This window comes from Pseudonocardia sp. Ae717_Ps2 (assembly GCF_001932475.1).
GTDB lineage: Bacteria > Actinomycetota > Actinomycetes > Mycobacteriales > Pseudonocardiaceae > Pseudonocardia.
In genome coordinates this window covers 6,061,740-6,085,352 of sequence record NZ_MCIS01000001.1, presented here as the reverse complement: position 1 = coordinate 6,085,352, position 23,613 = coordinate 6,061,740, and the positions used below count along the sequence as shown (strand labels likewise).

Annotated in this window: 18 protein-coding genes and 1 pseudogene; 6 read left to right on the top strand and 13 right to left on the bottom strand. The window is 71.2% G+C overall.

Translation table 11 applies throughout. The annotated features are described in order from the left end of the window. Positions 1-66: 66 nt before the first annotated feature. Positions 67-1,230, bottom strand: coding sequence for a S9 family peptidase (locus Ae717Ps2_RS28155; RefSeq protein WP_075334074.1), 1,164 nt, complete (start codon positions 1,228-1,230; stop codon positions 67-69). 177 nt (positions 1,231-1,407) lie between these two features. On the opposite strand from Ae717Ps2_RS28155, the gene Ae717Ps2_RS28150 reads away from it, so the two are divergent. Next, positions 1,408-2,247 carry an SDR family oxidoreductase gene (locus Ae717Ps2_RS28150; protein ID WP_075309008.1) on the top strand — a complete coding sequence of 280 codons (840 nt, stop codon included), beginning with the start codon at positions 1,408-1,410 and terminating at the stop codon, positions 2,245-2,247. 70 nt (positions 2,248-2,317) lie between these two features. Further along, on the top strand, positions 2,318-3,979 hold the full coding sequence (locus Ae717Ps2_RS28145; protein WP_075309010.1) for an NAD(P)/FAD-dependent oxidoreductase: 1,662 nt from the start codon (positions 2,318-2,320) through the stop codon (positions 3,977-3,979). Between the two features lie 62 nt (positions 3,980-4,041). On the opposite strand, the gene Ae717Ps2_RS28140 is transcribed toward Ae717Ps2_RS28145, so the two are convergent. The 3 genes from Ae717Ps2_RS28140 to Ae717Ps2_RS28130 form a co-directional block, all read right to left on the bottom strand. Continuing rightward, complete coding sequence (locus Ae717Ps2_RS28140; protein ID WP_075309012.1) at positions 4,042-5,301, bottom strand: acyl-CoA dehydrogenase family protein; 1,260 nt, start codon at positions 5,299-5,301, stop codon at positions 4,042-4,044. Between the two features lie 39 nt (positions 5,302-5,340). Next, on the bottom strand, positions 5,341-6,423 hold the full coding sequence (locus Ae717Ps2_RS28135; protein WP_075309014.1) for a helix-turn-helix domain-containing protein: 1,083 nt from the start codon (positions 6,421-6,423) through the stop codon (positions 5,341-5,343). Between the two features lie 205 nt (positions 6,424-6,628). Next, positions 6,629-6,856: a hypothetical protein gene (locus Ae717Ps2_RS28130; protein WP_075309016.1), complete on the bottom strand. Its 228-nt coding sequence runs from the start codon at positions 6,854-6,856 to the stop codon at positions 6,629-6,631. A 730-nt stretch (positions 6,857-7,586) separates the two neighbouring features. On the opposite strand from Ae717Ps2_RS28130, the pseudogene Ae717Ps2_RS28125 reads away from it, so the two are divergent. From Ae717Ps2_RS28125 to Ae717Ps2_RS28100, 4 genes and pseudogenes are all read left to right on the top strand, one after another. Next, positions 7,587-8,427, top strand: a pseudogene (locus tag Ae717Ps2_RS28125) (IS5 family transposase). Between the two features lie 781 nt (positions 8,428-9,208). After that, entirely contained in the window at positions 9,209-10,447 is a 1,239-nt protein-coding gene (locus Ae717Ps2_RS28115; RefSeq protein WP_075334397.1) for a DUF6421 family protein, read from the top strand. Beyond that, positions 10,431-11,366, top strand: coding sequence for a branched-chain amino acid transaminase (locus Ae717Ps2_RS28110; protein WP_075309020.1), 936 nt, complete (start codon positions 10,431-10,433; stop codon positions 11,364-11,366). Before Ae717Ps2_RS28115 ends, Ae717Ps2_RS28110 begins: the two co-directional genes overlap by 17 nt. Before the next feature lie 993 nt (positions 11,367-12,359). Continuing rightward, positions 12,360-12,560, top strand: coding sequence for a hypothetical protein (locus tag Ae717Ps2_RS28100; RefSeq protein ID WP_139318866.1), 201 nt, complete (start codon positions 12,360-12,362; stop codon positions 12,558-12,560). Positions 12,561-12,570: 10 nt separating this feature from the next. Here the strand turns inward: Ae717Ps2_RS28100 and mobF are convergent, their stop codons facing one another. From mobF to Ae717Ps2_RS28055, 9 genes are all read right to left on the bottom strand, one after another. Beyond that, positions 12,571-16,974, bottom strand: a complete 4,404-nt coding sequence (mobF, locus tag Ae717Ps2_RS28095) for a MobF family relaxase (RefSeq protein WP_075334396.1) — start codon at positions 16,972-16,974, stop codon at positions 12,571-12,573. 244 nt (positions 16,975-17,218) lie between these two features. Next, complete coding sequence (locus Ae717Ps2_RS28090; RefSeq protein ID WP_075334073.1) at positions 17,219-18,115, bottom strand: hypothetical protein; 897 nt, start codon at positions 18,113-18,115, stop codon at positions 17,219-17,221. Continuing rightward, complete coding sequence (locus tag Ae717Ps2_RS28085) at positions 18,112-18,789, bottom strand: hypothetical protein (protein WP_075309028.1); 678 nt, start codon at positions 18,787-18,789, stop codon at positions 18,112-18,114. Before Ae717Ps2_RS28085 ends, Ae717Ps2_RS28090 begins: the two co-directional genes overlap by 4 nt. Next, positions 18,786-19,793 (bottom strand): hypothetical protein, encoded by a 1,008-nt coding sequence (locus Ae717Ps2_RS28080; RefSeq protein ID WP_139320146.1) that lies wholly within the window; start codon positions 19,791-19,793, stop codon positions 18,786-18,788. Before Ae717Ps2_RS28080 ends, Ae717Ps2_RS28085 begins: the two co-directional genes overlap by 4 nt. Next, on the bottom strand, positions 19,790-21,742 hold the full coding sequence (locus Ae717Ps2_RS28075) for a type IV secretory system conjugative DNA transfer family protein (RefSeq protein ID WP_075309032.1): 1,953 nt from the start codon (positions 21,740-21,742) through the stop codon (positions 19,790-19,792). The genes Ae717Ps2_RS28080 and Ae717Ps2_RS28075 overlap by 4 nt, the downstream gene beginning before the upstream one ends. Position 21,743: 1 nt before the next feature. Continuing rightward, positions 21,744-22,256, bottom strand: coding sequence for a hypothetical protein (locus Ae717Ps2_RS28070; RefSeq protein ID WP_075334071.1), 513 nt, complete (start codon positions 22,254-22,256; stop codon positions 21,744-21,746). Further along, entirely contained in the window at positions 22,256-22,837 is a 582-nt protein-coding gene (locus Ae717Ps2_RS40560; RefSeq protein ID WP_369804861.1) for a WhiB family transcriptional regulator, read from the bottom strand. The genes Ae717Ps2_RS28070 and Ae717Ps2_RS40560 overlap by 1 nt, the downstream gene beginning before the upstream one ends. Next, positions 22,834-23,217 (bottom strand): hypothetical protein, encoded by a 384-nt coding sequence (locus tag Ae717Ps2_RS28060; protein ID WP_143510480.1) that lies wholly within the window; start codon positions 23,215-23,217, stop codon positions 22,834-22,836. Before Ae717Ps2_RS28060 ends, Ae717Ps2_RS40560 begins: the two co-directional genes overlap by 4 nt. Continuing rightward, complete coding sequence (locus Ae717Ps2_RS28055; protein ID WP_075309040.1) at positions 23,214-23,516, bottom strand: hypothetical protein; 303 nt, start codon at positions 23,514-23,516, stop codon at positions 23,214-23,216. Before Ae717Ps2_RS28055 ends, Ae717Ps2_RS28060 begins: the two co-directional genes overlap by 4 nt. Positions 23,517-23,613 lie beyond the last annotated feature (97 nt).

Genomic DNA, 23,613 nt, shown 5'->3' with positions numbered 1-23,613 from the left:
GGTCGGACCGTTTTCGGTCGTGGCGCGCCCAGGCCGGTCGTGCGCCGCGAGGTTCACCCGATGGGACTAGTCAGCGAGGACGCCGTCGAGCCAGTCGAAGGCGACCTGGTGGAACCGCAGGGTGGCGCCCTCGTGACAGTGTTCGCCGCCGCCCTCGTCCTCCGGGAACACCACGAGGTCCTTGGGGCAGGTCAGCGCGTCGTGGACCCGCTGCGGCTGACCACGGAAGAACTGGTCGTTCTCGGCCTCGAGCACCAGCGTGGGGCAGGTGATCCGGTCGGCGACGCCGTCGAGGGTGTAGGCCCTGGTGGCCTCGAGCAGGTCGTCGAAGGTCGCCACCCCGTAGGTCCAGCGCCCGTTGTCGACCAGCCAGCGCGCCGAGGTGCTCGTGGCCACGAGTGCCTCGATACCACCGGCGTCCGCTGCGGCGGCGGCCACGCCTGCCACGGTCTCGTACATGTCCCAGACGCCGTCGTGGAGCACGCAGGCGGCGAGGCGGTGCTCGAAGGCGGCGGCGCGGGCCGCGAGGTAGCCACCGAGGCTGGTGCCGACCAGGGCGATTTTCCCGGTGTCGACCTCGGGCAGGGTGACCGCGACGTCGACCACCGGGGTGACCACGGCCTCCCAGTCGGGGCGGAAGTGCAGCCCGGCGCGCACGGTCGCGCCCTGGCCGGGGCCGTCGAAGGCGAGCACGTTGTAGCCGCGCCGCAGCGCCCCGGCGGCGAGGGCGAAGTAGTCCTCCTCCAGGGTGGAGTCGTAGCCGCCGTGGTAGATCACGGTCGGGCGCGGGACGCCCGAGCCGTCGACGGTGAACAGGTACGCGGGCAGCGTGGTGCCCTCGTAGGGGATCTCCAGGGCGCGGGCCGGGGTGTCGAGCAGCGCGGCGGCGTCGGCGAAGGTCCGGCGCGACGCGGTCTGCAGCCGGACGGACTCCTGGTCGCGGGCCGAGTCCTCGCGGCGGTAGAAGTCCGCGGTCCGGTAGTAGTTCGACGCCCGCAGCAGCGCCTCGCGGGCACTGACCCGGTGCCCCGCGGCCAGTGCGTCGCGTCCGATGCGCTCGACCCGCGCGGCGGTGGCGGCCCACCGGGTCGACCACGCCACCTCGTCGCCCTCGGGGATCGCCCGGCAGGTGACCAGGACCTCCCCCAGCTCGGCGCCGCCGTAGGGGGCGTAGCCCGCGGCCCGCAGCGCCTCGAAGGAGAAGGACTCGTCGTCGTAGAGGAACTTCATCGGACCCTCCTAGGTAAACGAGACGGAACCGTTCCGTCTCGTTCGACGCTAGCAGACGGAACGGTCTCGTTCCATTGGCTCGATCGACCGGTGGGTGGTGCCGATCACCCGGGCCTGAGGAGTCGGCCGTCGTCGGATTAGGGTCTCCGGCACACCCGTAGGAGGGGGAGCTCGACGATGAAGTCCTTCACCGGTCGTACCGCCGCGATCACCGGAGCCGGGTCCGGCATCGGGCGCGCGCTGGCCCTGCGCCTCGCGGGCGACGGCTGCCACCTCGCCCTGGCCGACCGGGACGCCGCGGGCCTCGCCGAGACCGCCGCGCTCGCCGGACCGCAGGTGCGGGTCACCATCGCCGAGCTCGACGTCGCCGACGAGAAGGCCGTCTACGGCTGGGCCGACGTCGTCGTCGCCGACCACGGCGCGGTGCACATGATCGTGAACAACGCCGGGGTCGCGCTGTCCGGGACCGTCGGGGGCCTGTCCCTCGAGGACTACCGCTGGATCATGGACATCAACTTCTGGGGCGTGGTCCACGGGACCAAGGCGTTCCTGCCGCACCTGGAGGCCGCCGGGGCGGGGCACGTCGTCAACCTGTCCAGCATCTTCGGCGTCGCCGCGCAGCCCCTGATGAGCGGCTACAACGCCAGCAAGTACGCGGTCCGCGGGTTCACCGAGTCGCTGCGCCAGGACCTCGAGCTCACCGGCTCCCCGGTGTCGGCGACCTGCGTGCACCCCGGCGGGATCCGCACCAACATCGCGAAGGCCGCCCGGGTCGACGACAGCGTCGCCACCGCCACCGGCAAGCCCGCCGCCGCGGCCACCGCGGAGTTCGAGCGGATGCTGAACACGACCCCCGACCGGGCCGCGAAGACCATCCTCGACGGCGTTCGGCGCAACCAGCGCCGTGTCCTCATCGGACCGGACGCCTGGGCCATCGACTCCATGGTGCGGCTGCTGCCGACCACCTACCAGCGGATCGTCACCGGGGCCGTGCGCTCGCGACGCGGAAAGGGCTGATTCCCCGGTGGGCCCTGACTAGGGTCGTAGGGCCGGGTGACCCCCGGCACACGACCCGAGGAGCCCACCCATGAGCCCCGAGCAGCCACCCCTCACCGCGTTCGGCCCGGACTTCCCCTTCCCCTACGACGACTGGCTGGCCCACCCAGCCGGTCTCGGCCGGGTCCCACCGGACCGGCTGGGGTCCGAGGTCGTGGTCGTCGGGGCCGGGATCGCCGGGCTCGTCGCCGCCTACGAGCTGATGCGCATCGGGCTGCGGCCGGTCGTGTACGAGTCCTCGCACCTGGGTGGACGGCTGCGCTCACAGCCCTTCGAGGGGGCCGACGGGATCGTCGCCGAGCTGGGCGGGATGCGCTTCCCCCGCTCCTCGACCGCGTTCCACCACTACGTGGACCTGCTCGGGCTGGAGACCGCGCCGTTCCCGAACCCGCTGACCGAGGCCGCCGGCAGCACGGTGATCGACCTGCACGGGCGGACGTACTACGGCCGGACCCTGGCCGACCTGCCGCCGTTCTTCACCGAGGTCGCCGACGCCTGGGCGAGCGCGCTGGAGGAGGGCGCGGGCTTCAGCGACCTGCAGCAGGCGATCCGCGAGCGCGACACCGCGCGCATCCGGGCGCTGTGGGCGGAGCTCGTCGAGGTGTGGGACGACCGCACCTTCTACGACTTCGTGTCCACGTCGAAGGCGTTCTCCGACCTGTCCTTCGCCCACCGCGAGGCGTTCGGCCAGGTGGGGTTCGGAACCGGTGGTTGGGACTCGGACTTCCCGAACTCGATGCTGGAGATCCTGCGGGTGGTGCTGACCGGCTGCGAGGACGACCAGCAGCTGGTCGTCGGCGGGGTGGAGCAGGTGCCGCAGGGACTGTGGACGCGCACCCCCGACGACCTGGTGCACTGGCCCGCCGGGACCAGCCTGTCGTCGCTGCACGGGGGCGGGACCCGCCCGGGCGTCGCCCGGCTGCACCGGCTCGACGCGGACACGATCCGCATCACCGACGTCTACGGCGGCACCCGCGACGTGTCCGCGGTGCTCACCACCTGCCAGAGCTGGCTGTTGTCCACCCAGATCGACACCGACGAGTCGCTGTTCGGCCAGGACGTGTGGATGGCCCTGGACCGCACCCGCTACATGCAGTCGACCAAGACGTTCGTGATGGTGGACCGGCCGTTCTGGCGGGACATCGACCCGTCGACCGGCCGCGAGGTCATGTCCACCACGCTGACCGACCGGCTCACCCGCAGCACCTACCTGTTCGACAACGGACCGGGCCGGCCCGGGGTGATCTGCCTGTCCTACTCGTGGATGAGCGACTCGCTGAAGATGCTGCCGTACCCGGTGGAGAAGCGGGTCGAGCTGGCGCTGGGCGCGCTGCGGCGGATCTACCCGTCCGTCGACATCGGAGCGCACGTCATCGGCGACCCGATCACGGTGACCTGGGAGTCCGACCCGCACAGCCTGGGTGCGTTCAAGGGCGCCCTGCCCGGCCACTACCGCTACAACCGGCGGATGTACTGCCACTTCGTGCAGGACGACCTGCCGGCGGCCGAGCGCGGGATCTTCATGGCGGGCGACGACGTGTCGTGGACCCCGGCCTGGGCGGAGGGTGCCGTGCAGACCGCGCTCAACGCGGTCTGGGGGATCGTCGCGCACCTGGGCGGGGCGACCCCGCCGGAGAACCCCGGCCCCGGGGACCGGTTCGCCGAGCTCGCTCCCCCGACACTGCCGGACTGACGCGGGTTCCGGCCCCACCGTGACCGGGGCCGGCCGTCCCACCACGGGCCGGCCCCGGACCGTCAAGCGCCGGTCGCGAGCCGGTTCTCCGCCGACGCCAGCGGGTCGTAGCTCGGCTCCATCAGCATCTCGTGCAGGTGCCGGCGGCGGACGCCCATGTTGCCGCCGTCGTAGACGGGGAAGCACAGGACGTCCTGCATGATCCCGGCGATCGGCGTCTCGGTGGTGTAGGCGTCCACCCCGACCAGGCGCATCGCGTCGTAGACGACGTCGACCGACCGCTCCGAGGCGTAGATCTTCGTGATGTTCGCGAGCTCGCGGTCCTTGCCCCCGGTGCGGTCGAAGTGGTCGGCCGCCTTCCACGACAGGTAGCGGGTCGCCTCGATGCGGATCTTGATGTCGGCGAGCATGTACCCGGCGTTCTGGTACTCGATGACCGGGCGCGGGCCGGAACGGCTGTCGGTCTTCGCGAACTCGTAGGCGTAGTCGAAGGCCGCCCGCATCCGCCCGACACAGGCCGCGCCGATCGGCGCACAGGTCCAGGTGAACGCGGTCTTCACCATCTCCATGCCGTCGCCGGGGCCGCCGATCATGTTCGCCAGCGGGACCCGGACGTCGTGGAACTCGACCCGCGGCGAGTTGGTCGCGCGGTGACCGATGGTGTCGAGCATGCCGGTGATCTCCACACCGGGGGTGCCCCGCTCGACGACGACGATCGCGAGCGACTCCTGCGGCGGCAGCGCGGGGTCGGTACGACAGACGACCGAGATGAGGTCGGCGCCGCGGCCGTCGAAGCCGGAGCCGTTGGTGGTGTAGTGCTTGGCGCCGTCGAGGACGATCTCGTCACCCTCGATCCGGGCGAAGGTCTGGACCCCGACCTTCGGGTCGGGCGAGTCGTAGTTCGCACCGCCGGTGACCTCGGTGTAGGCGATCGCGGCGAGCCTGGGCTCGGACCCGCAGAACGCGGGCAGCCACCGCTGCTTCTGCTCCTCGGTACCGAAGTGGACGATCGGGTGCAGCCCGAGGCCGGTGCCGAGGATCGCGGAGGCGACGTTGACGTCGACCCGGGCGATCTCCTCGACGGCGAGCACGAACTGCAGCGAGGTGAACTTGCCGCCGCCGTACTCGGCCGGGATCAGCGCCTTCACGAACCCGGCCTCGGCCATCTGCCGGTAGAACGGCTCGATGGCGTAGAACCGCTCCGCGGGCTGCGAGAACGGCGCGATCGCCGCCTCGACACCGGTGAGGACGGTGTCGGCGAACTGCCGGGCCTGCTCCCGCAGGCCCAGCTGCTCGGCGTCGAGGGTGAAGTCCAGAGTCATCGTCGGATGCCTTCCGCTCGGGCCCCGACCCGACCCGGGTCAGGGACGCCGGGCGATCGTGGCCGCCGGAGGCCGCCCCGGGATCGAACCGGTGTGCACGGCGACCGGTACCGGCGTGCACGGTCCGTCCGGTCCGGCCGGTTCGCGCTCGCCGAACTCCGACGGCAGGCAGCCGTGGTGGGCGCGGAAGACCCGGTTGAGGTGGGACAGGTCGGCGAAGCCCCAGCGGGCGGCGAGCTCGGTGAGGGTCCCGGCCCGCGTCGGTGCGGTGAGCTCACGGGTGCACCCGTCGACGCGCAGGGCCATGACGGTGCGGGAGAAGCTGCGGTCGGTGCCCTCGTAGAGCTGGTGCAGCTTGCGGACCGAGATGCCGAAGCGCGCGGCGACCGCCGCGGCCGAGGTGTCGCCGGTCCGCAGGTGCGCCGCCAGGTAGCGGTTGACCGCGGCCCGCAGGCCCGCGTCGAGATCCGCGCGTCCGGTGTCGCGCAGCCGGTCGGAGCCGCCGGCCGCCGCGGCCAGCAGCGTCGTGAACGCGGTGTCGGCGGCGTCCGCGCCGGCCGGGTCGAGTGCGTCGAGGCCGTTCCAGGTGGACAGCATGGCGGAGGCGACGATGCGGGCCAGACCGGGCGAGGAGCCGTCGTGGGTGGTCGCGGTGGCGGCGTCGAGGTCGGCCACCAGCGGCAGCAGCCGGGCGCGGGGCACCCGGAACGACACACAGCGCCACTCCTGGGACCGGTCGTCGGCGACGAACTCCAGCCCGTACTCACGGGTGGTGTCGAACAACGCGAACCCGCCCGGCTCCACGACGCAGCGGCGCCCGGCCTGGGTGCCGATGCAGTGGCCGCTGATCTGCAGGTTCACGAACACGTGGTCGGTGACGGTGCGACGCACCTCGGCCGGGCCGTGGGTGATGAGCTGGGTCGCCGACGACACCTCGGCGCAGTTGGTCGCGGTCAGCCTGCTGGAACGCACCCAGCTGCGGATCTCGTGTGCGTACGCCCGCCCGGTCCGCCGGGCGCCGGGCAGCTCCGCGGCGAGCGGGGTGAACGCCTCGCAGATCACCTCGCGCCAGTAGCTGAACTGCTCGCCGGCCGGGCGGTCCTCAGTGGTCCAGTAGCGCACTCGGGGCCTCCTCGACGGCTCGCATCGGCTCCGATGGCGTCGCCGCCGTGAGCCAGGACACTATCGAGGTGGCGCATCGGAACCCAGGTCCCGGCGGGGGTGCGCGGGGTGACCGAAGCATGACCGCTCCAGGGCACATGGGTGTTTCCGCCGGTGAACTCCGGATCACGGCCCGGCTCCCGCCGGCACGACGCCGCGGCCCCGGTCACGACGTGGCCGGGGCCGACGTCCGCAGTCCGGGGGGACCCGGGTCTCCGGTGAGCTCCCCCGCCGCCTCGCCGAGGAGCTCCCGGAACCAGACGTCGTCGTGGCCGTAGGTGTGCACCGGGTGCCACCACAGGGTCTCGGCGATGGGGACGACGTTCCACGGACACGCCAGCACGCGCAGTGCCCCGTTGGTGGCGAGCGCACGGGCGAGGTGCCGCTGCACCACGGCGGGGCCGTACCGACCTCCCCGCGCTGGTCCCCGGCGACGTCGTCGAGATGACCGTCGACGGCCTCCGCACCGTGCGCAACACCGTCGTACCCGGCCGCGCCCCGCACCCGATCCCCGGGGCGCGGCCCCGGCCGCGTCTGCGTCCCGTCCCCGGCTGACCCCACACCGTCGAGAGGTCCCTGCCGGTCGAGTGGCCCGAACAGCGAACAGGCCCCACCGGGAGTCCGGTGGAGCCTGTCGTGTCGTGTGCGCCCGAAGGGATTCGAACCCCTAACCTTCTGATCCGTAGTTGGCGCGTCCGCACCCGTAGGGCTGGATTCCCAGGTGCGAGCGTGCTCTCTGGGTGACGGGATGAGCATCAGCGGCAGTAGGGCTGTGCAGTTCGTGGACCGGGTCGTGGACCGGGCTCGCCGCAAGCCCTGCTGGGCCTCGCAAGCCACAGCGATCGCAGCCGTGGGCCGACCCGGAACCTGATGGGTCCTGAGTGCCGTATGGAACAGTGGTCGACCATGGTCTGCGAAGAGTCAACAACTTCATGATCGACAGGCCCGTGCCCGCCCTCGCCTCAGACACCCAACCACGGCCGAGGTGTGATCAATCCGCGCGGCCTCTAAGAGGTCGCGCGGATTGATCACAGCTGGGTCGCGGCCGGGTGTCGATGGTGAGGGGCGGGCACGGGCCTGTCGATCATGAAGTTGTTGACTCTTCGTGATCGTCTGGAGGCCGCGTGCCCGCCCTGCCATCATGGTTGACCGAGCCGTTGTGGGACCAGTTCGCCGCGCTGCTGCCGCCCCGGGTCGAGTTCGATCCCACTCATCCGTGGGGCTGTCACCGCCGCCGGATCGCGGATCGGGTCGTGTTCGACAAGCTCCTGCAGGTGCTGCGGTTCGGCTGCCCGTATCAGGGCATCGCCGACAGCACCTGCTCGGCGACCACCATCCGCGATCGCCGTGACGAGTGGATCCGGCTCGGGGTCTTCGCCCAGCTACGCCGGATCGCCCTGGACGCCTACGACCGCATCGTCGGCCTGCTGCTTGACGACGTTGCCGTCGACGGCGCCATCACCAAGGCCCCCGGCGGCGGTGAGGTCGCCGGACCGTCACCGGTCGACCGGCGCAAGGGGCATGAAGCGATCGGTGCTCGTCGAGGGCCATGGCATCCCACTGGGCCGGGTCCTGGCCGGGGCACACCGCCACGACTCCCCGCTACTGGGCCCCACTCTCGACCACCTCGACGCTCTCGGCCCGCTGCCCGACGACATCACCGTGCACCTCGACGCCGGCTATGACTCCGGTAAGACCCGCGACACACTCACCGAACGGGGCCTGCACAGCGAGATCGCGCGCAAGGGCGAGAAAGCACCGATCCAGGCCACCCAACGCTGGCACATCGAGCGCACCAACGCCTGGCACAACAGCTTCAACCGGCTGCAGCGCTGCTACGAACGCCGCGAAACCGTCGTCGACGCGTTCTTCGACCTCGCCGACACCATCATCACACTCCGTAGCCTGATCCGGCAGGCCTGGACCACGCACCGCTGGGACAGCCGACCACACCGCCGCCCATGATCATCCATCAATCCGCGCGACCTCTAAGTGTGACTGGCCACACAAACTTCACTTCGACCTCGCCTGCGCGTGAGAGTTCCTTGACTTGCCGCCGCACGGACAGCAATGATCCTGTCGACCGTACAAGCGTCGGCCGGCCCCAAAGACGAGTACGAGCCCATAAGCCTCGACTCGATCCGAGCACCCTGCGTCTACTTGCCACCAGCGAGAGGATTCGTGTGTCTTCAGCAAAATATCCTGTAGTCATTCCAGAAGCGACTTGCGTCGACCTGGAAGGCATTCGCCACCTCCATACGCTGGGCCCCTCGGGAACGAATCTGGAGAGTGCTGCTCACGCGTGGTTTCAACGGCAGGGAACTGTTGGCCGAGTGACGCTTCACGAGTCACTTGAGACTGCACTAGAGCAGGTACCCGAAACGGGAGAACACGCCCTGGTCGCATGCGCAGTTTATCCTGATCTGCACAAACTTACATTCTCGAACCTGCAGCGGCTAACTATGGTGGACAGTTTTCTGTTGCCGACACACAACATGGTCTACGCAGGGTTGACCACAACGCCACGTACCGCGGCAACACACCCCGCACCGTCCGGCCTTGTCCCTCGCGGCGTCGAGCGCCGGATTGTGCTGAGCAACAGTCAGGCAGCCCTGGATTGCGCCGAGGGGACTACCGATGCCTGCATCACTACTATCGTCGCAGCGAAGCGACACGGACTCCAAATCCTAGAAGACTTTGGTCCAGTGCCTATGATCTTTACGATTCACCGCGTTGAGGCCAAGTGATGTCGGGAACTCAATCTGAGCTATACGAAGCTGTCCATGAGATCACTGGCCTCGTCGACCGATTCCGACTGCGACAGGAACGTGACGGATCGATAGCGAATGCTTGCTCAGACGATGCCAATCTCCTACGCACTATCGTCCAACGCGCGAGCGACGTTCTCCTGCACCTCAGGTCTGAACGCCAGCTTGAAGCACTACGATCCGATGTGGCGACTTGGATCGCTGCCGGGCTTAACACAGCACCAGACTTCGGCGCCACGCGGGAAGCATTCGTTCCTCCTGACCGAGACCAGCTTGCATTCTTCCTCGGCTGCGCATTGACCACCAACGGTGCTCCACCCGTCGGACGCCGCCTAGAGTGTTTTCTCGTGCGCCGCCAGGAGCCGCGTGAGATTGACGACCTAGCAGCATTCTATCCACACCCAAAGAACAACTGTCAGTCTGTCATTCTTCTGCATGGAAGCGCAGGGTTTCGACTCGGCAACTGCCTCGTCTTCTTTCCGGAGAATGTGCCATCTTCGCGCCCGGTGTATTCGCAATCGTACGCACTATTCTTTTTCAGCAAGTTCCGGCGCATACACGAGGAAATGGCAATTCCTCCCGCTACTCGAATTCTAGTGAACGGGACCGCTCCGAGCGCATCAGCTGGACTTCAGCCGGACCGGTGCTACAATGCGCGGTCCGTGTGGGGTTACCTTCATGACTACTATCACCATCAAGGCCGCTGGCCTCTTGACGAGAACGTAGCTTTGAAAACCAACTGGTTCGTTGGACTACTTGAAGAGACGAAAGTAGATGCGAAGACTGTAATCGTGGCGGTCGATGATGATCGTGTGCCTTTCCGCGAGGAGCAGATTGACATGATCCTTCTCGAACGCCTCATCCGCTATCCGCGCTCACGTGCCGCTACCCGGAATTTCGATGCCGGTACGGGTGTATTCTTGTACTCATGGTTCCGGGAGCGCGGTGGAATCGAGCTGACCCCCTCGGGCCTGATCTTCGATCGTGGAGCCGCAGTTGCAGCACTCCGCGAATACGTCCACGAGATCGAAGAACTCGAGGGCCGTGTCACCGACGCAGATATGTACAAGACGGAAGCAAAGTCTTTCGTGCGCCGCTACCTAAGCGAAGGAGAGAATCGAGACCGATTTGCTTTCTCGGCCGACCAACTTCTACTGCTATCCCGAAGGTCAGTAGCTGAGGATCAACTCCTAGCTTTTGATGACACTCAGCGGTAGCGGCACTCAATCGATTGATGCGATCGGAAGCGTAGCGTTGAACTTCTCTAACCGCAAGGGCCACATCTGGCTTGACGGAAAGTTGACAGAATGGGGCAATGCCACCTTTCATGTCCTGACACATGGACTGCATTACGCAAGCTCCGTCTTTGAAGGAATTCGAGTCTACGACGGAACCGCCTTCGCCTTAGAGCAGCATCACCGTCGTCTTCTCGCTTCAGCCGCAGCGCTGCGTATCGACGTCCCATTTGCGGCCGACGAGCTGTGTGACGCAACTGTTGCGCTTGTCTCTAAAATGGGTGTGATGAACGGCTATGTGCGGCCCATCTCATGGCGGGGCTCAGGTTCCATCGAGGTCCCAGGCTTCGACGCAGGTTCGCATACTGCAATCGCCATCTGGGACTGGCCCTCAGTCTTTGGCGATGAAGCCAAGATGGCCGGTATTCGACTAGGCACGTCAAGCTGGCGGCGGCCGGCCCCAGCGACAGCACCGACCCATGCCAAGGCGGCTTCAAATTACGCTATCGGCACGCTCGCCCGCCACGAGGTAGCCGAACGTGGCTTCGACGATGCTCTCCTACTCGACTGGCAGGGGCGCCTCGCTGAGGCTACTGGAGCCAACCTCTTCCTCGTTAGCGGCGGTGCTCTACACACACCCATCGCAGACTGCTTCCTCGCTGGTATCACCCGCGCTACCGTCATGAAGATTGCAGAACGGCAGGGGATCTCGGTGATCGAGCGCCGGATTTGGCCAGAGGAGATCGGCGGTGCCGATGAAATTTTCCTTACCGGTACCGCGTACGAAGTGCAGCCCGTGCGGGCGATTGATGACAGAGTCTTCACCCCAGGCCCCGTCACTCGCGCCCTACAAAACGAGTATCAGTCCCTCGTCCGTTGCCAAAAGAATGACCTAATCTAGTGGACGTGCATCCGACCGCCGGAAACAGCGGAACTAATGATCTCAGCCGATGGCGACCAAGCCCGCGTCGCGTAACCATGCTTCTCGTCGGCCTCTGTATCTTCGGTACTGGCGAAGGGCTACTGGTACTGTCCGGCCTGGGAAACTCACCCTGGACCGTCCTCGCCGAGGGTCTTGCCCGAGTCACAGGCTTATCGGTCGGCATCGTGACGAACGCCATCGGGCTACTCGTGCTACTCCTCTGGCTCCCTCTTCGACAGCGCCCAGGCCTCGGCACAGTATGCAACGCGTTGCTCTTGGGCGTCTTCATGGATATCACCCTGGCAGTAGTTCCTCCATCAAACTCAGTTGTGATCAACTTCTTGCTAATTGTCTTGGGTATTCTTCTAGTCGGTCTCGGAGGTGGCCTCTACCTCGGGGCCGCACTCGGTCCCGGGCCGCGCGACGGTTTGATGACCGGCCTACACCGAGTCACGGGACGGTCCATCACCCAAGTTCGATGGTTCCTAGAGATCTCCGTGCTAATCGTCGGATTCATTCTTGGTGGAACGGTTGGGGTAGGAACTATCATGTTTGCACTACTCGTCGGTCCAGTCCTTGGATTCTCCGTGAAGACCTTATCTCTGGTGCCCAGCAGCAAGCTGTGATCGCCCATCATCCCGCGACTCCACAGATTCAGCGCCGCAGGGCATGCGGACGGCATCCGGTCATCGAGTTCCCTCTCGCTGAACTGGTGATAACTATCGGGACTTATGAGATGCTGGCCTTATGGGCATTCCAGTCGAGCAGATCGAGCGGATCCCCGAGTCGAACGTTCATGCACCTCTCGTAGAGTTCGTCGCAGTATGGGCTGCAGCGCTGGCCCGGACCCGTGACCGGGGTGGGCACAGGGTACAGGATTGGTATGCGGCTGGTGTCGTGGCGACGTGCCGGTGGCTGGCCGGTGCTCCGCATCGCACGTCCTGGGGTCAGGTGCAGCGGCCGGCGGCCCCGGTGACCCGCTCGTGCGCGACGGCCTATGAGGAGCTGATCGAGGCCGAGTGCGTGGCCGTCGAGCTGCTCCCGGTGCGCCAGCCCGATCTCGTGGTGGACCGCCCGGGGTGGTGTGAGGGGATCCGGGCGACGTTGTGGTGGGCCTGGCGGGGCGAGGGTCCGGCGCCCCTCGCCGTGCCCCGCCGGGCCGACACCGACTGAACCCGACCCGCTACCGGCCGCTGTACTCGTCGACCACGTCGTCCGCCGTGCTGTCGTCCTCGGCCATTGTGTGGTCGTCGGTGTGCCAGCGGGTCAGCTCGACGGCGCGGGCGAGGTCCTCGCCGGTGTCGCGGTAGCGGATCTCGTCCAGGACCCGGCCGGCGTGGTCGAGGTACCCGGTCGTCTCGGCGGCGTCGGGGATCCGGACGACGTCCTCCCCGCTGGGGCGTGGTTCGCGCTCGGCCCGCTCCCGGACGTCGTCCCACCCGGAGTCGGCGACCGAGGCGGCCGGGGCCGTGCGTCCGCCGTCTGCGGTGTGGGGCTGCTGGTCGGCATCGGTGTGGTCGATGTCGTCCTCGGTGATCTCGCGGTGGGCGTCGTCGTCGACGATGGCGGCGTCGTGGGCGGCCTTCCACTCCTGGGCGGTGACCTGCTGGGCGGGGTCGTCGTCGGCGTCGCGGGCGGACAGCTCGGCCTTGGACAGTTCGGCCTGAACCCTGGTGTGGGCGGTGTGGGCGAGCCAGGCGGCGCGGGCGTCGTCGATCTGCTGGAGCTGCTCGGCGCGGGCGTCGAGCACCGCGGCCAGAGCGGTCGCCTGGTTCGCCTCGTCGAGGATCCGCTGCCGCTCACTCGGATCGGTGAGGGCGTCGGCTTCGGCGCGGCGAAGCGCGGCGGTCTGCTGGTGGGTAGCGGCGGTCTGGCGGGTTCCGGCGAGTTCGTTGGCGACGTAGCGGGGTGCGGCGGCGAGTTCGCGCTGGTAGGCGCGGATGCGGGCGCGGAGCTGTCCGTTGGACAGTTCCAGGTGCTCGCGGTCGATCTCGGGGCGGCCGAGGGTCCGCCGGGCGGAGCGGTAGGCGGCGAACTCCTCGACCTGCCCGGGCTTGGGTGCGGGTCCGAGTGCGTCGTCGGGGTCGTCGTGGCCGCGCATCTCGCGGTAGGCGGCCACGCGGCCGACGGCGGCGCTCCACTCGGCCTGCTGGTCGGCGTCGGCCGGGCAGGCGCCGAACGCGCTGGTGGCCCATGTGGGCGGGTCGGCGGCGGCAGCGCGGCCGAGGGTGGCGGCGCGGTCGTCGGCGGCGCGGGCGAGGGCGGTGAGGTAGTCGTGCCATTCGGGGTTGTCGGTGCGGGGTGTCCATTCGGCCCAGGTGTCGCCGACGGGGTCGAAGCGGTGGCTATCGCGGATGCGGGAGTACAGGACGTTGGTCAGGTTCCGCGACCCGGTCAGCGGGCCGCGCTCGACGGCGTCGACGAGCACGGCCTGGGGGTCGAGGCCGGCGAGTTCGGCCCGGCGCAGCACGCGGGTCAGTGACGCGGCGCCGTCCTCGGCGGCGATCTGGGCGCGTTGGTGGTCGGTGAGGGCGCCGTGGGCGACGAGACGGTCGAGGTGGTCGCGGGTGCGTTCGGTCGCAGTCAGCTGCGCGGCGTCGGCGAGCAGCTCGGCTGCGGTCCGGACGCTGGCGGCGTTCTCTGCGGATTCGGTGGCGACCGCGACGGCGGAGCGGGACAGGGAGGTTTCGGTGGTGTCGAGGATCGCGGCGAGGGTGGCGACGGGGTCGCGGTGCAGGGCGTGCCGCGCGGTGCCGTCAGCGGGGTCCTCGGGTGCGGTGCGGGTGGTGACGTGAGCGGTGTTGGTCTGTCGTCCGCGGGACATGCCGACGTAGAGGGCGGCGGGGCCGGTGGTGGGGGTGACGACGGTGTGGGTGGTGTCGACGGTGGTGCCCTGGGCGGCGTGCACGGTGGCGGCATAGCCGAGGGCGAGATCCTCGGCGACGTAGGAGGCGGGCAGGACGAGCATCTGCCCGAGCCCGCCGCTGCCGTCGGCCCCACCTGCGACGCCGTCGGTGGGGCTGGTGTCGGTGGTGACCTCGATAGCGCCGTCGTCGCGGACGGCGGTGATGCGGTAGGTCTCGCGGTTGATCGGGCCGCGGCGGTTGCCGTGGCGTCCGGCGAGGTGCCAGGCGTTGCGGCGGGCCTGCACGAGGTCCCCGACCCCGGCCACGGTGCCCTGACGGCCGAGCCAGACCCCGTCCTCGGCGACGCGGCCGAGGCGGACCAGCTCCGCGCGCAACGTCGCGGACACGCGGGCGGCCTGGTCGTTGGTGTCGACCAGCAGCAGCGAGTGGTGTCCGGCGAGGGTGTCGGCCAGCCACCCGCGCACGGCGGAGGCTTCGGCGTCGTCGCAGGTTCCGGAGTCGAGGATGCGGCCGTGCTGGTGGTAGGTGCGCAGCACGGTGTCGTCTCCGGCGCGCAGGCGCAGGCTCGCCTCCTGCGCCCACGGGTGGGTGAAGCGGCGGGCGTCGGTGAGCTCGTAGCGGGACCCGGCGGTGGCGAGCAGGTCCATGCCGCCGCCGGCGCCGACGGCGGCGAGCTGGCGGTGATCGCCGACCAGCAGCAGCTTCGCCCCAGCCGTGTCGGCGTGGCGGTGGATCGCGGCCAGCGCAGCGGTGTCGGTCATCGCGGACTCGTCGACCACCAGCAGGTCCCCCTCACCCAGCCGCCACGCCTCGTCCTCGTCCCGGGTCCGGCCGGTGTGGAGGCGGTCCTGGGTGGCGAGCCAGGCGGCGACGTTGCGGGCGTCGAGCCCTTCCCCGGACAGGACCTCGGTCGCCATCTGGCTCGTGGCGAGCCCGAACACCCGCCCCACCGGCCCCGACCCGCCGCCGTCGGCGCGGTCGTGGAGGGTGGGGTCGGTCCAGGCACGGGCCAGGGCGCCGACGACGAAGGACTTGCCCGTCCCGGCCGGGCCGACGAGGGTCTCGATCCGGGCGCCGGAGGTGAGGATGCCGCGCACGGCGGCGGCCTGGTCGACGCCCAGCTCGATGCCCTCCTCACCGAGCCGGTCGAGGAACCGGCGGGCCGCGCGGACCGGCAACGCCGCCCCGTCCCGGGCGGCGGTGGCCGCCAGGAGGAACCGTTCGGTGTGGACCTGCTCCGGTGTCGCGTACAGCGCCCCGCCCGGGGCCTGGTAGGCGGACTGGCCGTTGGCCAGGAGCAGGTCGTCGGGGAGCAGCTCGGCGGCGGGTTTCGCGGTGTCCATGGTCAGGGCGTGGTCGAGGGCGGCGTCGGTGAGCTGATCCAACAACGCCGCGATCTCGGCGCCGTCGGAGACGCCGAGGTAGTCGGGCAGGGCGGCGTTGACCGCCCGGGTGAGGTCCGCGGTCGTCCAGTGCGTCTTGCGGTTCCCGACCTCGGCCAGCGCGAGTTCGATCACCGCCCGCGGGTCGAACGTCATCGGCTCCACACCCTCGCGGCGCGCCGCGAGGGCGGAGTCGGCGATCCCGGCCAGACCGCCCTCGATGTCGGCGCGCAACCGGACCTCGACCCGGGACAGCAGGTCGTCGCGGGACTCGCCGTCGTGGGACTTCCCGGACCTCGTGAGCAGGGTTGCCTGCTGGGTGAGGCGCTCGTGCTCGTAACCGTTCGGGGCGCGCCCGTAGCGGGCTTCGAACGCCTCGACCAGGTCGGCCGCCTTTGCGGTCAGGGCGTGGCGACGGCTCGACAGCAGCGACATCGCCTGTGCCGGGACCCCGATCACCTCGCGGGCCTTGCCGTCGGGGCGCATCGCCAGCAGCACCCCGATCGTCGCGGTCAACCGCTCCTCACACGTGCGTTCCCCGACCGCCGCTGCGCCCGGGCGCCACCGGTGGACCGCGCGGGAGTCCAGGGTCCGCCACGTCCCGTCCGGGCACTCGACGCGGTTCAGGATCGTGTTGTGGATGTGCAGCTGCGGGTCCCGGTCGCGGGAGTCGTGCTGGAGGAACGACGCGACGGTGAACGCGTGGGCGTCCACCCACCGGCCCGCCGCGCCGCCGTGGTGCCCGACCCGTGAGTAGCCGGCTTTGTCCTGCAAGTACGCGAGGGCGGCGTTGTTGCCCGCCCAGATCGCGTCCTCCACGGCCTGCCGGAACTCGCCCCACGCCGCCGCGGTGGCCTCGTCGCCGGCCTGGCGGGCGGCGACCTCGCGGGCCTCGAACGCGGTGTGCAGCAGCGTCACCGACTTCTGCACGCTGAACGTGGCGTCTAGGAACGCGACGTTGTGCCGGGCCGCTTTCCCGGCTTCGGTACGCAGCTCGGCGCGGCGTTCGGCCGCCGCGTCCGGCTCGCGTTCCAACGCGGCCGCGTACAGGTCGTCCTCGGACAGGTACTTGCGCCCGGTGTGTCCCAGCGTTGGGACGCTGTCCCACTGGGACGGATCCCGAAACCCTGCGTGCCGCGGGTCGAGGAAGCGTTCGTAGAGGGCGCGCATGTCCTGGGCGTCGACCAGACCGGTGAGGCCGAGGCGCTTGGCCCCAGCACCCCACCAGCGGCCCGGCGGCTCCCCGTCGGTGACGGCGCCGGTGTAGTAGTTCTCCCGCCCGGTCGCGACCTCCTTCAACAGGTACTCGGGGCTGTAGCCGTTGACGACCTTCAGCATCCCGACCACCCCGAAACGGTCATGAAACCGGTCGGGGCCCGGTCGGGAGCGGCGTCGGGGTTCGCGGACCGGCCACAGGCCGGACCGCACCCTCGGATCGTGATGCCAAGGTGTGCTGCCTTTGATCTTGGGGTGCTCTTGCTCTGTTCGGTGTAGTCGTTCTCGGTTCTGGTCTTCTGCTCGCTCTCGCTGCTGCTCGTGCTCGTCTCGGCGGTGGTGCTGCTGCTGGTTGGGCTGCTCGGGTTCATGGCTGGGTCCTGTTCTGGGGCTCGTCGGGGACGAGGTGCAGGCCGCTCGCGGCCTGCGGTGGGGTGTCGCGGAGCTGCTGGAGCGCTCGGGCGGCAGTGCCCCGGCCGACCTCGGCCATCTCCTGCAGCTCACGCACCGTGGGCAGGTCGCCGTGGCGCTCGCGGTGGGTCTGGGCGGTGGTGCGGGCGCGCTCCTGCGCGCCCGCACCCGACCCACCCGTCCCACCCGGGCCGGAGCCGTCCGGCCGGACCGCGGGGCGCGGAGCGGGGTGGGACACCGGCCGCGGCGGGCTCGAGATCACCGGCCCGTCCAGCGCGGGCGGGACACCCGACCCGCGTTCCAACCCGCCGGGGTGTCCCACCGGCGTCCGGCCGGGCGCCGGGACAGTGATGCTCGCCCGGACCCGCAGCGCGGGCCCGGCGTCGTGCTCGGCCGTCGGCCGCGGATCCGTCGCGGCGACCGGGGCCGCGGTGCGGGTCTCGGCCAGGAGGTAGAGCAGGTGCGCCACGACCGCAGCAGCGACCGCGGGCCACGCCCCGACCCCGAACCGCAGCCCAGCCGACACCTCCAGCTCCCCACCCGCGGTCACCGCGTCCGAGGCGAGGTAGACCGCCTGCGCCAACCCCGAGAGCCCGGCCGAGACGACCACCACGCTCCACGCGTAGCGGGCCGCGGAACCGGCCAGCCGCGCCGTCGCCGCGTAGGCGGCCAACGCCAGGCCGTCGGTGATCAGCGGGTAGATCCACGCCACCCCGACCGGGACCCGGGCGGCCACGGCGACCTCAAACAGGCCGTGCGCGGTCGCGACCGCGGCGCCAAGCGCGACGGCCAGGCCCGGGAGCCACACCGCGGCCCGACCCCACCGCCCCGCACTGCTGCTGGTGGTGGTCATCCGAGCGCACCCCCGATCGGGCCGGCCGCGGCCGGAGCGGGCTCGGGCGGCATCTGCTCCCGGTGCTGCGCCCACCACCCGGTGATCGCGGCCGCGTGCTCCAGGCCCGGGACCGGGACCGGTGCCCCGCCCGGCGCCGACCAGCCGGGGCGGGTCTGGTGGCGCTCGATCGAGCACGACCCCGCGCTCTTGCGGACCCGGGCGACGACGCCGGGGCGCTGGCGGTCGTGCCAGTCCCCCGCCGCACTGACCGAGGCATCCGGGCCCTGGTAGGCGGCGAGCCACGCGTGGGCCAGCCAGAGCAGCTCCTCGACGACGTCGGGGTGCCACAGCCAGCACTCCGGCAGCACCGACGCCCCGTCGGGGTAGCGCAGGAACACCGCCCCCAACCACACGGTCAGCTCGTCGAGCAACCCGCCGACGTCGGCGGTGTCGGTGGGGGCGAGCAGCCACGACGGGGCGGTCGCCCTCTGCCGGCGCCCGACGACCGCGGCCAGGGTGTCCGCCGTGCGCGCGGCCATCTCCTCCAACCGCTCCACCCGCTCCACCACCGGGTCCAAGTCGTCGACCCGGCGGTGCAGCTCGTGGACCTCGCGGGCCAGACCGGCCACCACGACCTCCGACGCCCCAGGGGTGGGGCCGGCCGGGTTCTGCGGGTGCGGGGGCGTGCTCATCGCTCCCGCCCCGCCCCGTCACCGTCGCCGACCGATCGGGCGCGGACGGCGTCCGAGACCTCGTCGAAGTGCGCGGCGAGCGCCTCGGTCTGGGTCTCGCTGACCAGGTCCGCGACCCGCCGCATCTCGGTCTCGGTCAACGGCCGGACCCCACCCTCGGCGGCCTCGTCCGGCGTGAACCACATCCCACCGACGAACCCCCCGGGCCCCTCGTCGAGGATCCGCTCGCGGTCACCCCGCTTGTCGTCGTCGACAGGGTCGGGGCCGTCGTCGGTGCGGGCGGCCGTCTCCATCTCCGCGCGCAGGGCACACATCGACGGGTGGTCGTCGGACAGCATCTGCATCCGCCGCCCGTCCGGGGCGAGCGACCACCCCTCGTCCTGGTTGCGGTCATCCGCAGCGGGCATCGTGTCGTCCTTCTCGTGGTCGTCGCTCCGCTGCTCGCGCGGGTCGCGGTCGGTCTGCTGGTGGTGATCGGCGTCGGTCGTCGACGCGGCGGCCGCGGCTTCGGCGGCCAGGACGCGGGCGTCGTGGGTGGCGGTGGCCTCGCGGTGCGAGCGCTCCCGCCCCTCTCGGGCGACGGTCACGAGCCGCGGCTGCGGGTCACACGCCGTGGTGTCGGTCAGCTCGTCCAGCCCGACCGGGTGGGCGCGGTAGCCCCACATCTCCGCGTCGGAGTGCAGCGCGAACAGCCGGGTCCGGTCGGTGATCGCCGACGTCCCCCGCGCCTCGCGCAGAGCCGCGACCGCGGCAGCGTCGGCACGGGTGCGGGCCTGGGCGACGGTCTCCCCGCCCGTGAAGTCGACCCACCCGAACCGGGCACGGGCGTCGTCGAGATCGAACTCATCCAGCCGCCAGCCCGACGAGGGCCGGCCGTGCACACCGGTGGCATCGCGCAGATAGGAGGCGACGATCTGCTCGGCGTCCGCCCGGCCGCCGGGGAGGTCGTCGGCGAGCCGGTCGACGGCCTGGGCCGGGGTCAGAAGCTCGTAGCGCTCGCTCATCGGGTCCACCGCCCGTCACCCGCAGCGCCGTCGGCGGGGCCGGCCGGACCCGCAGCCCCACCGGGCCCGGCGCCAGGGGACGGCTCGTTCAGCGCGGTCGCCTCAACGGCCTGGTCGTGCTCGCCGCCTCGGCGGATCGTGCGCAGCTCAGCGAACATCCGGTTCGACGACCGGACCCGCTCCGCCGCCTCGCCGTAGCGCTCCGGCCAGCGCGCGGCAAGCGCGGCGAGCGCGTGTTCGAGCTGCTGGTCCGTCCAGGCGCGCAGGACCTCGCTGCGGCGGTGCCAGCGGGTCTCAGCCTCGATCCGCGCCAGCAGCCAGGCCCGACGCCGGACATCGCGGCGGCGCCACGCCATCTGAGCGCGGCCGATCACCGGGGCGATCCCGCGCCGGATCACCACCACCCGGCCAGCCGGGAGGTTCGCGATCTGCGCCGGCGCCAACACCGGCACCTTGCGGACCGACCGGGACGCGACGCGGCCGTGGTCGTCGGTCGTGGTGACCCGCTCGTCGCGCTCACCCGCCAGGGTGGACCAGAACTCCAGGTCCGCCTTGTCACGGGTCCCGCCGAAGATCATCACCGCGGCGGTGTTGTTCAGGATCGTCGCGGCCTTGTGCTCGCCCCACCGTGCGAGGAGCTGGGCGCGGGACTGGAACGCGCACAGGATCGTCACCCCTCGCCCGCCCATGTCCGCGGTCCACGATTCGAGGGGGACCGGGGAGATGAGGGCGGCCTCGTCGAGGAACAGCCCCAGCGGCGGGTCCAGCCGGCCCTTGGGCTGCCCGGCGGCCAGGCGTCGGGCCTCGCGGGCGATGTGCCCGGTCAGCGCGCAGACCAGGGGTGCGGTCTGGGCTTCCTCGGCGCCGAGCAGGAACACCGTGGCGCGGTCGTCGAGGAGGCGGGCGACGTCGAACCCCTCCCCCGGCTCCGCCGCCGCTGCCGCCGCGGGGTGGGTCAGCCAGCCCAGGGCGGGCATCACGCTGGAGGTGATCGAGGAGCGGGTGCGCTCGTTGGTGGTCAGGAACTGCATGACGTCCTGCTCGAACGCGGTCACCCCCGAGCGGCGCAGCAGGGCTGGGACCTCGCGGCCGGCGGTGTCGGGGTCGGCGACCCAGCCCAGGACGTCGGCCATCCGCTTGTGTCCGAGGGCGGCAGCGTGCAGCAGGGCCGCGAGGACGCGGCGGGCCTGCCCGTCCCAGAACTCGCGGTCCCCACCGGACCCGCTGGCGACGGCAGCGAGCATGTCCGTGGCCCGCTCGGTGGCCGTGACGGGGTCGGTGCAGCCGGTCAGCGGGTCGAACGTGATCGTCGACGCGCGGCCGCCGAGGCCGGCGGGGTTGAACACGAGCACCTCGCCCCGGGTCTGGCGGCGTAGCGGCGCGCACAGGTCGAGCAGGTCGGTGCGGGTGGAGGTGACCAGGGCTGCGCCGGGGGCGTCGAGGACGCGGCCGGCGAGCCAGCCGGTCTTGCCGGTGCGGGGGCCGCCGACGACGATCACGACGTCCTCGACCAGCGCCCACACCCGAAGGGCGCCGGTGCGGCACAGCTCGACGGCGGCCTCGCTCGTGGCGAGCCGGAACCGCTGCCAGCGCGGGAGCCCGGCCAGCGAGGGCCGGACGGTGCCGGTGCGACGCCGGACGGCGAGGGTCCCGGCGTGGCGGACGATGTCCAGCGACGAGGCCACCCCGACCTTGCGACGCGACCGCGCAGCCCAGCGAGACACGGTCGCTGACGAGCGCGACCAGCGGTGCCAGACGATCGCCGCGGCGAGGCCGACCACGGCGATGAGGGCGGGCCACGAGAGGGCGGTGACGATCGTCGCTGCGGGGAGCAGCGCGACCAGGGCGAGGCCGGCGGCCAGGGCGCGGGCGCCGCGGGCCCAGGCGAGCAGGGCGCCCGCGGCGAACGCGGCGAGGACGAGGCTGGTGGAGCTGAACAGAACGCTCATCTCAGTCGTCCCATCCGGTCCGGGCGGACCACGCGGCGATGTCCGCGCAGTGACGCGCGCAGCCGTCGGTGTGCCCGGACTCGACGTCGGTCGGGTGGCTGCCGTAGGGGCCGGTGTCGGTGACCCGGGCGGCGCAGGTGGTGCAGCGCCACGACACCGATTCCCACCGCGGCGCCGCGGCTCCGCCGCGTTCGGCGATGTGCTCGAACGCCAGCACCTCCGGCTCGTCCAAACCGTCGAACCCGAGTACCGACGCGATCTCGGCCCAGGACCGTCCGGCGCCGCGGGCGTCCCGGGCGTACTCCCGGCCCTGCGCAGCGGCGACCCGCCGCACCTGCACCGCCGCCCGCAACCCCGCCAGCGGATCGGCCAGGACCGGGCGGGGCATGCTGCTGTCGCCGATCGGTGCGCGGGTCTCACGGGTGCCGAACCACTCCACGGCCAGGGACCGGATCAGGTCCCGGACCCGCCACACCCGACGCTCAACCTCGGTCGGCTCACCGAACACGCCCATCACCGGCCACCCCCGACCCGCACGCCCACCGCGACGCGGTGGTCACGGCGCAGCTCGGCCGCCCACCGCTCCGCGGTGCGCCGCGTGACCCCGCACTGCGCAGCCACCAGACCTGGCTCGGCGCCGGCCGCCAGCGCGGCCCGACCGGTCTCGCGGTGCCGCGCACCCCGCACCGACACCGGCACCCGAACCCCGACCGGCCGGCCACGCCGGGCCGGGCGGGGATGGCGCAGCGCGGTGCGCTGCGCCTCGGTCAACCCGCCCGCGATGCCGTGCGGCTGCTCCGCGACCGCCCACCTGCGGCACTCGGCGATCACCGGGCACCCCGTGCACACCGCCACCGCCGCCGACTCCGCCTCGATCAGGGCCGCACCGGCGGTCGCGGTCGGGAAGAACAGCTCCGGGTCGACGTCGCGGCACGCCGCGCGGGTCCGCCAGTCCAGCTCGTCGACCCGTCCGGGGCTCGGGTTTACGCTCGTCATCTCGCCTGCCTCCACGTACTGGTTGGTGAGAGCGGCCCGGCGGTCGTGTTCCGCCAAGATCCCGTCGCCGGGCCGCCCCATCTGCTTTCTGTCGTTCACTGCGTGTTCCTCTCCGGCCCGCGTGCGAGCGCCTCGAACAGCCCCGGCAACGCGTCCTCGGCCTGCCGCCGCTCCTCGCGCTCCGCCGCGCTGTCGCGGCCCGCTCGGGCCCCGGGCACGACGTCGACCAGGTGGGCCAGCCGGACCGGCAACGGCCGGTTGTCCAGCAGGCACACCGCGGCCTGACGCGACGGGCACTCCTCCCGACGCGCTACCGGCCAGCCGCACCCCGGGCAGCGCCCCGCCCCGACGACGTAGTGCTCGACCACGACCTGCAGCCGGTCCGTCCGCCCGGTCGGGCGCAGCAACCGCGGGTCCAGGTCCCCGGGCTGCGCGACCCGCTCCGGGACCACCCACTCCCGTGATGGGCGGGCGCTCACGCCAACCACCCGGTGCCCTCGTCCCGCCACACGGCGGCACCGGCGTCGGTGAGCCCATACCGCAGCCCGGCCGCCTCCACCGGCTCCGGGACCCGGCCCATGCCGTCCGGGCAGAGCACCGAGCCGTCGGCGTGGGAGAACTCCGGCGGGCGCCCGGCGCGGGCGGGCCATCCCGACGGCGGGGCGTCGATGACGGGGCCGGCGCAGCCCGGGCACACCAGGTCCGTGACGTCGATCAGGTCGGTCGGGTCGTCGTCCAGGTCCACGACGGGCGGGCCGGGTAGGAAGATCGCGGTCATGCTGGCCTCCGGAAAGAGCGAGGAGGGTCGGCCGGTCCGCCCCCCCCCGGTGGCGGCGTCCCGTCCGCCACCGCGCCGTCAGGCGCGCACGGCCTCC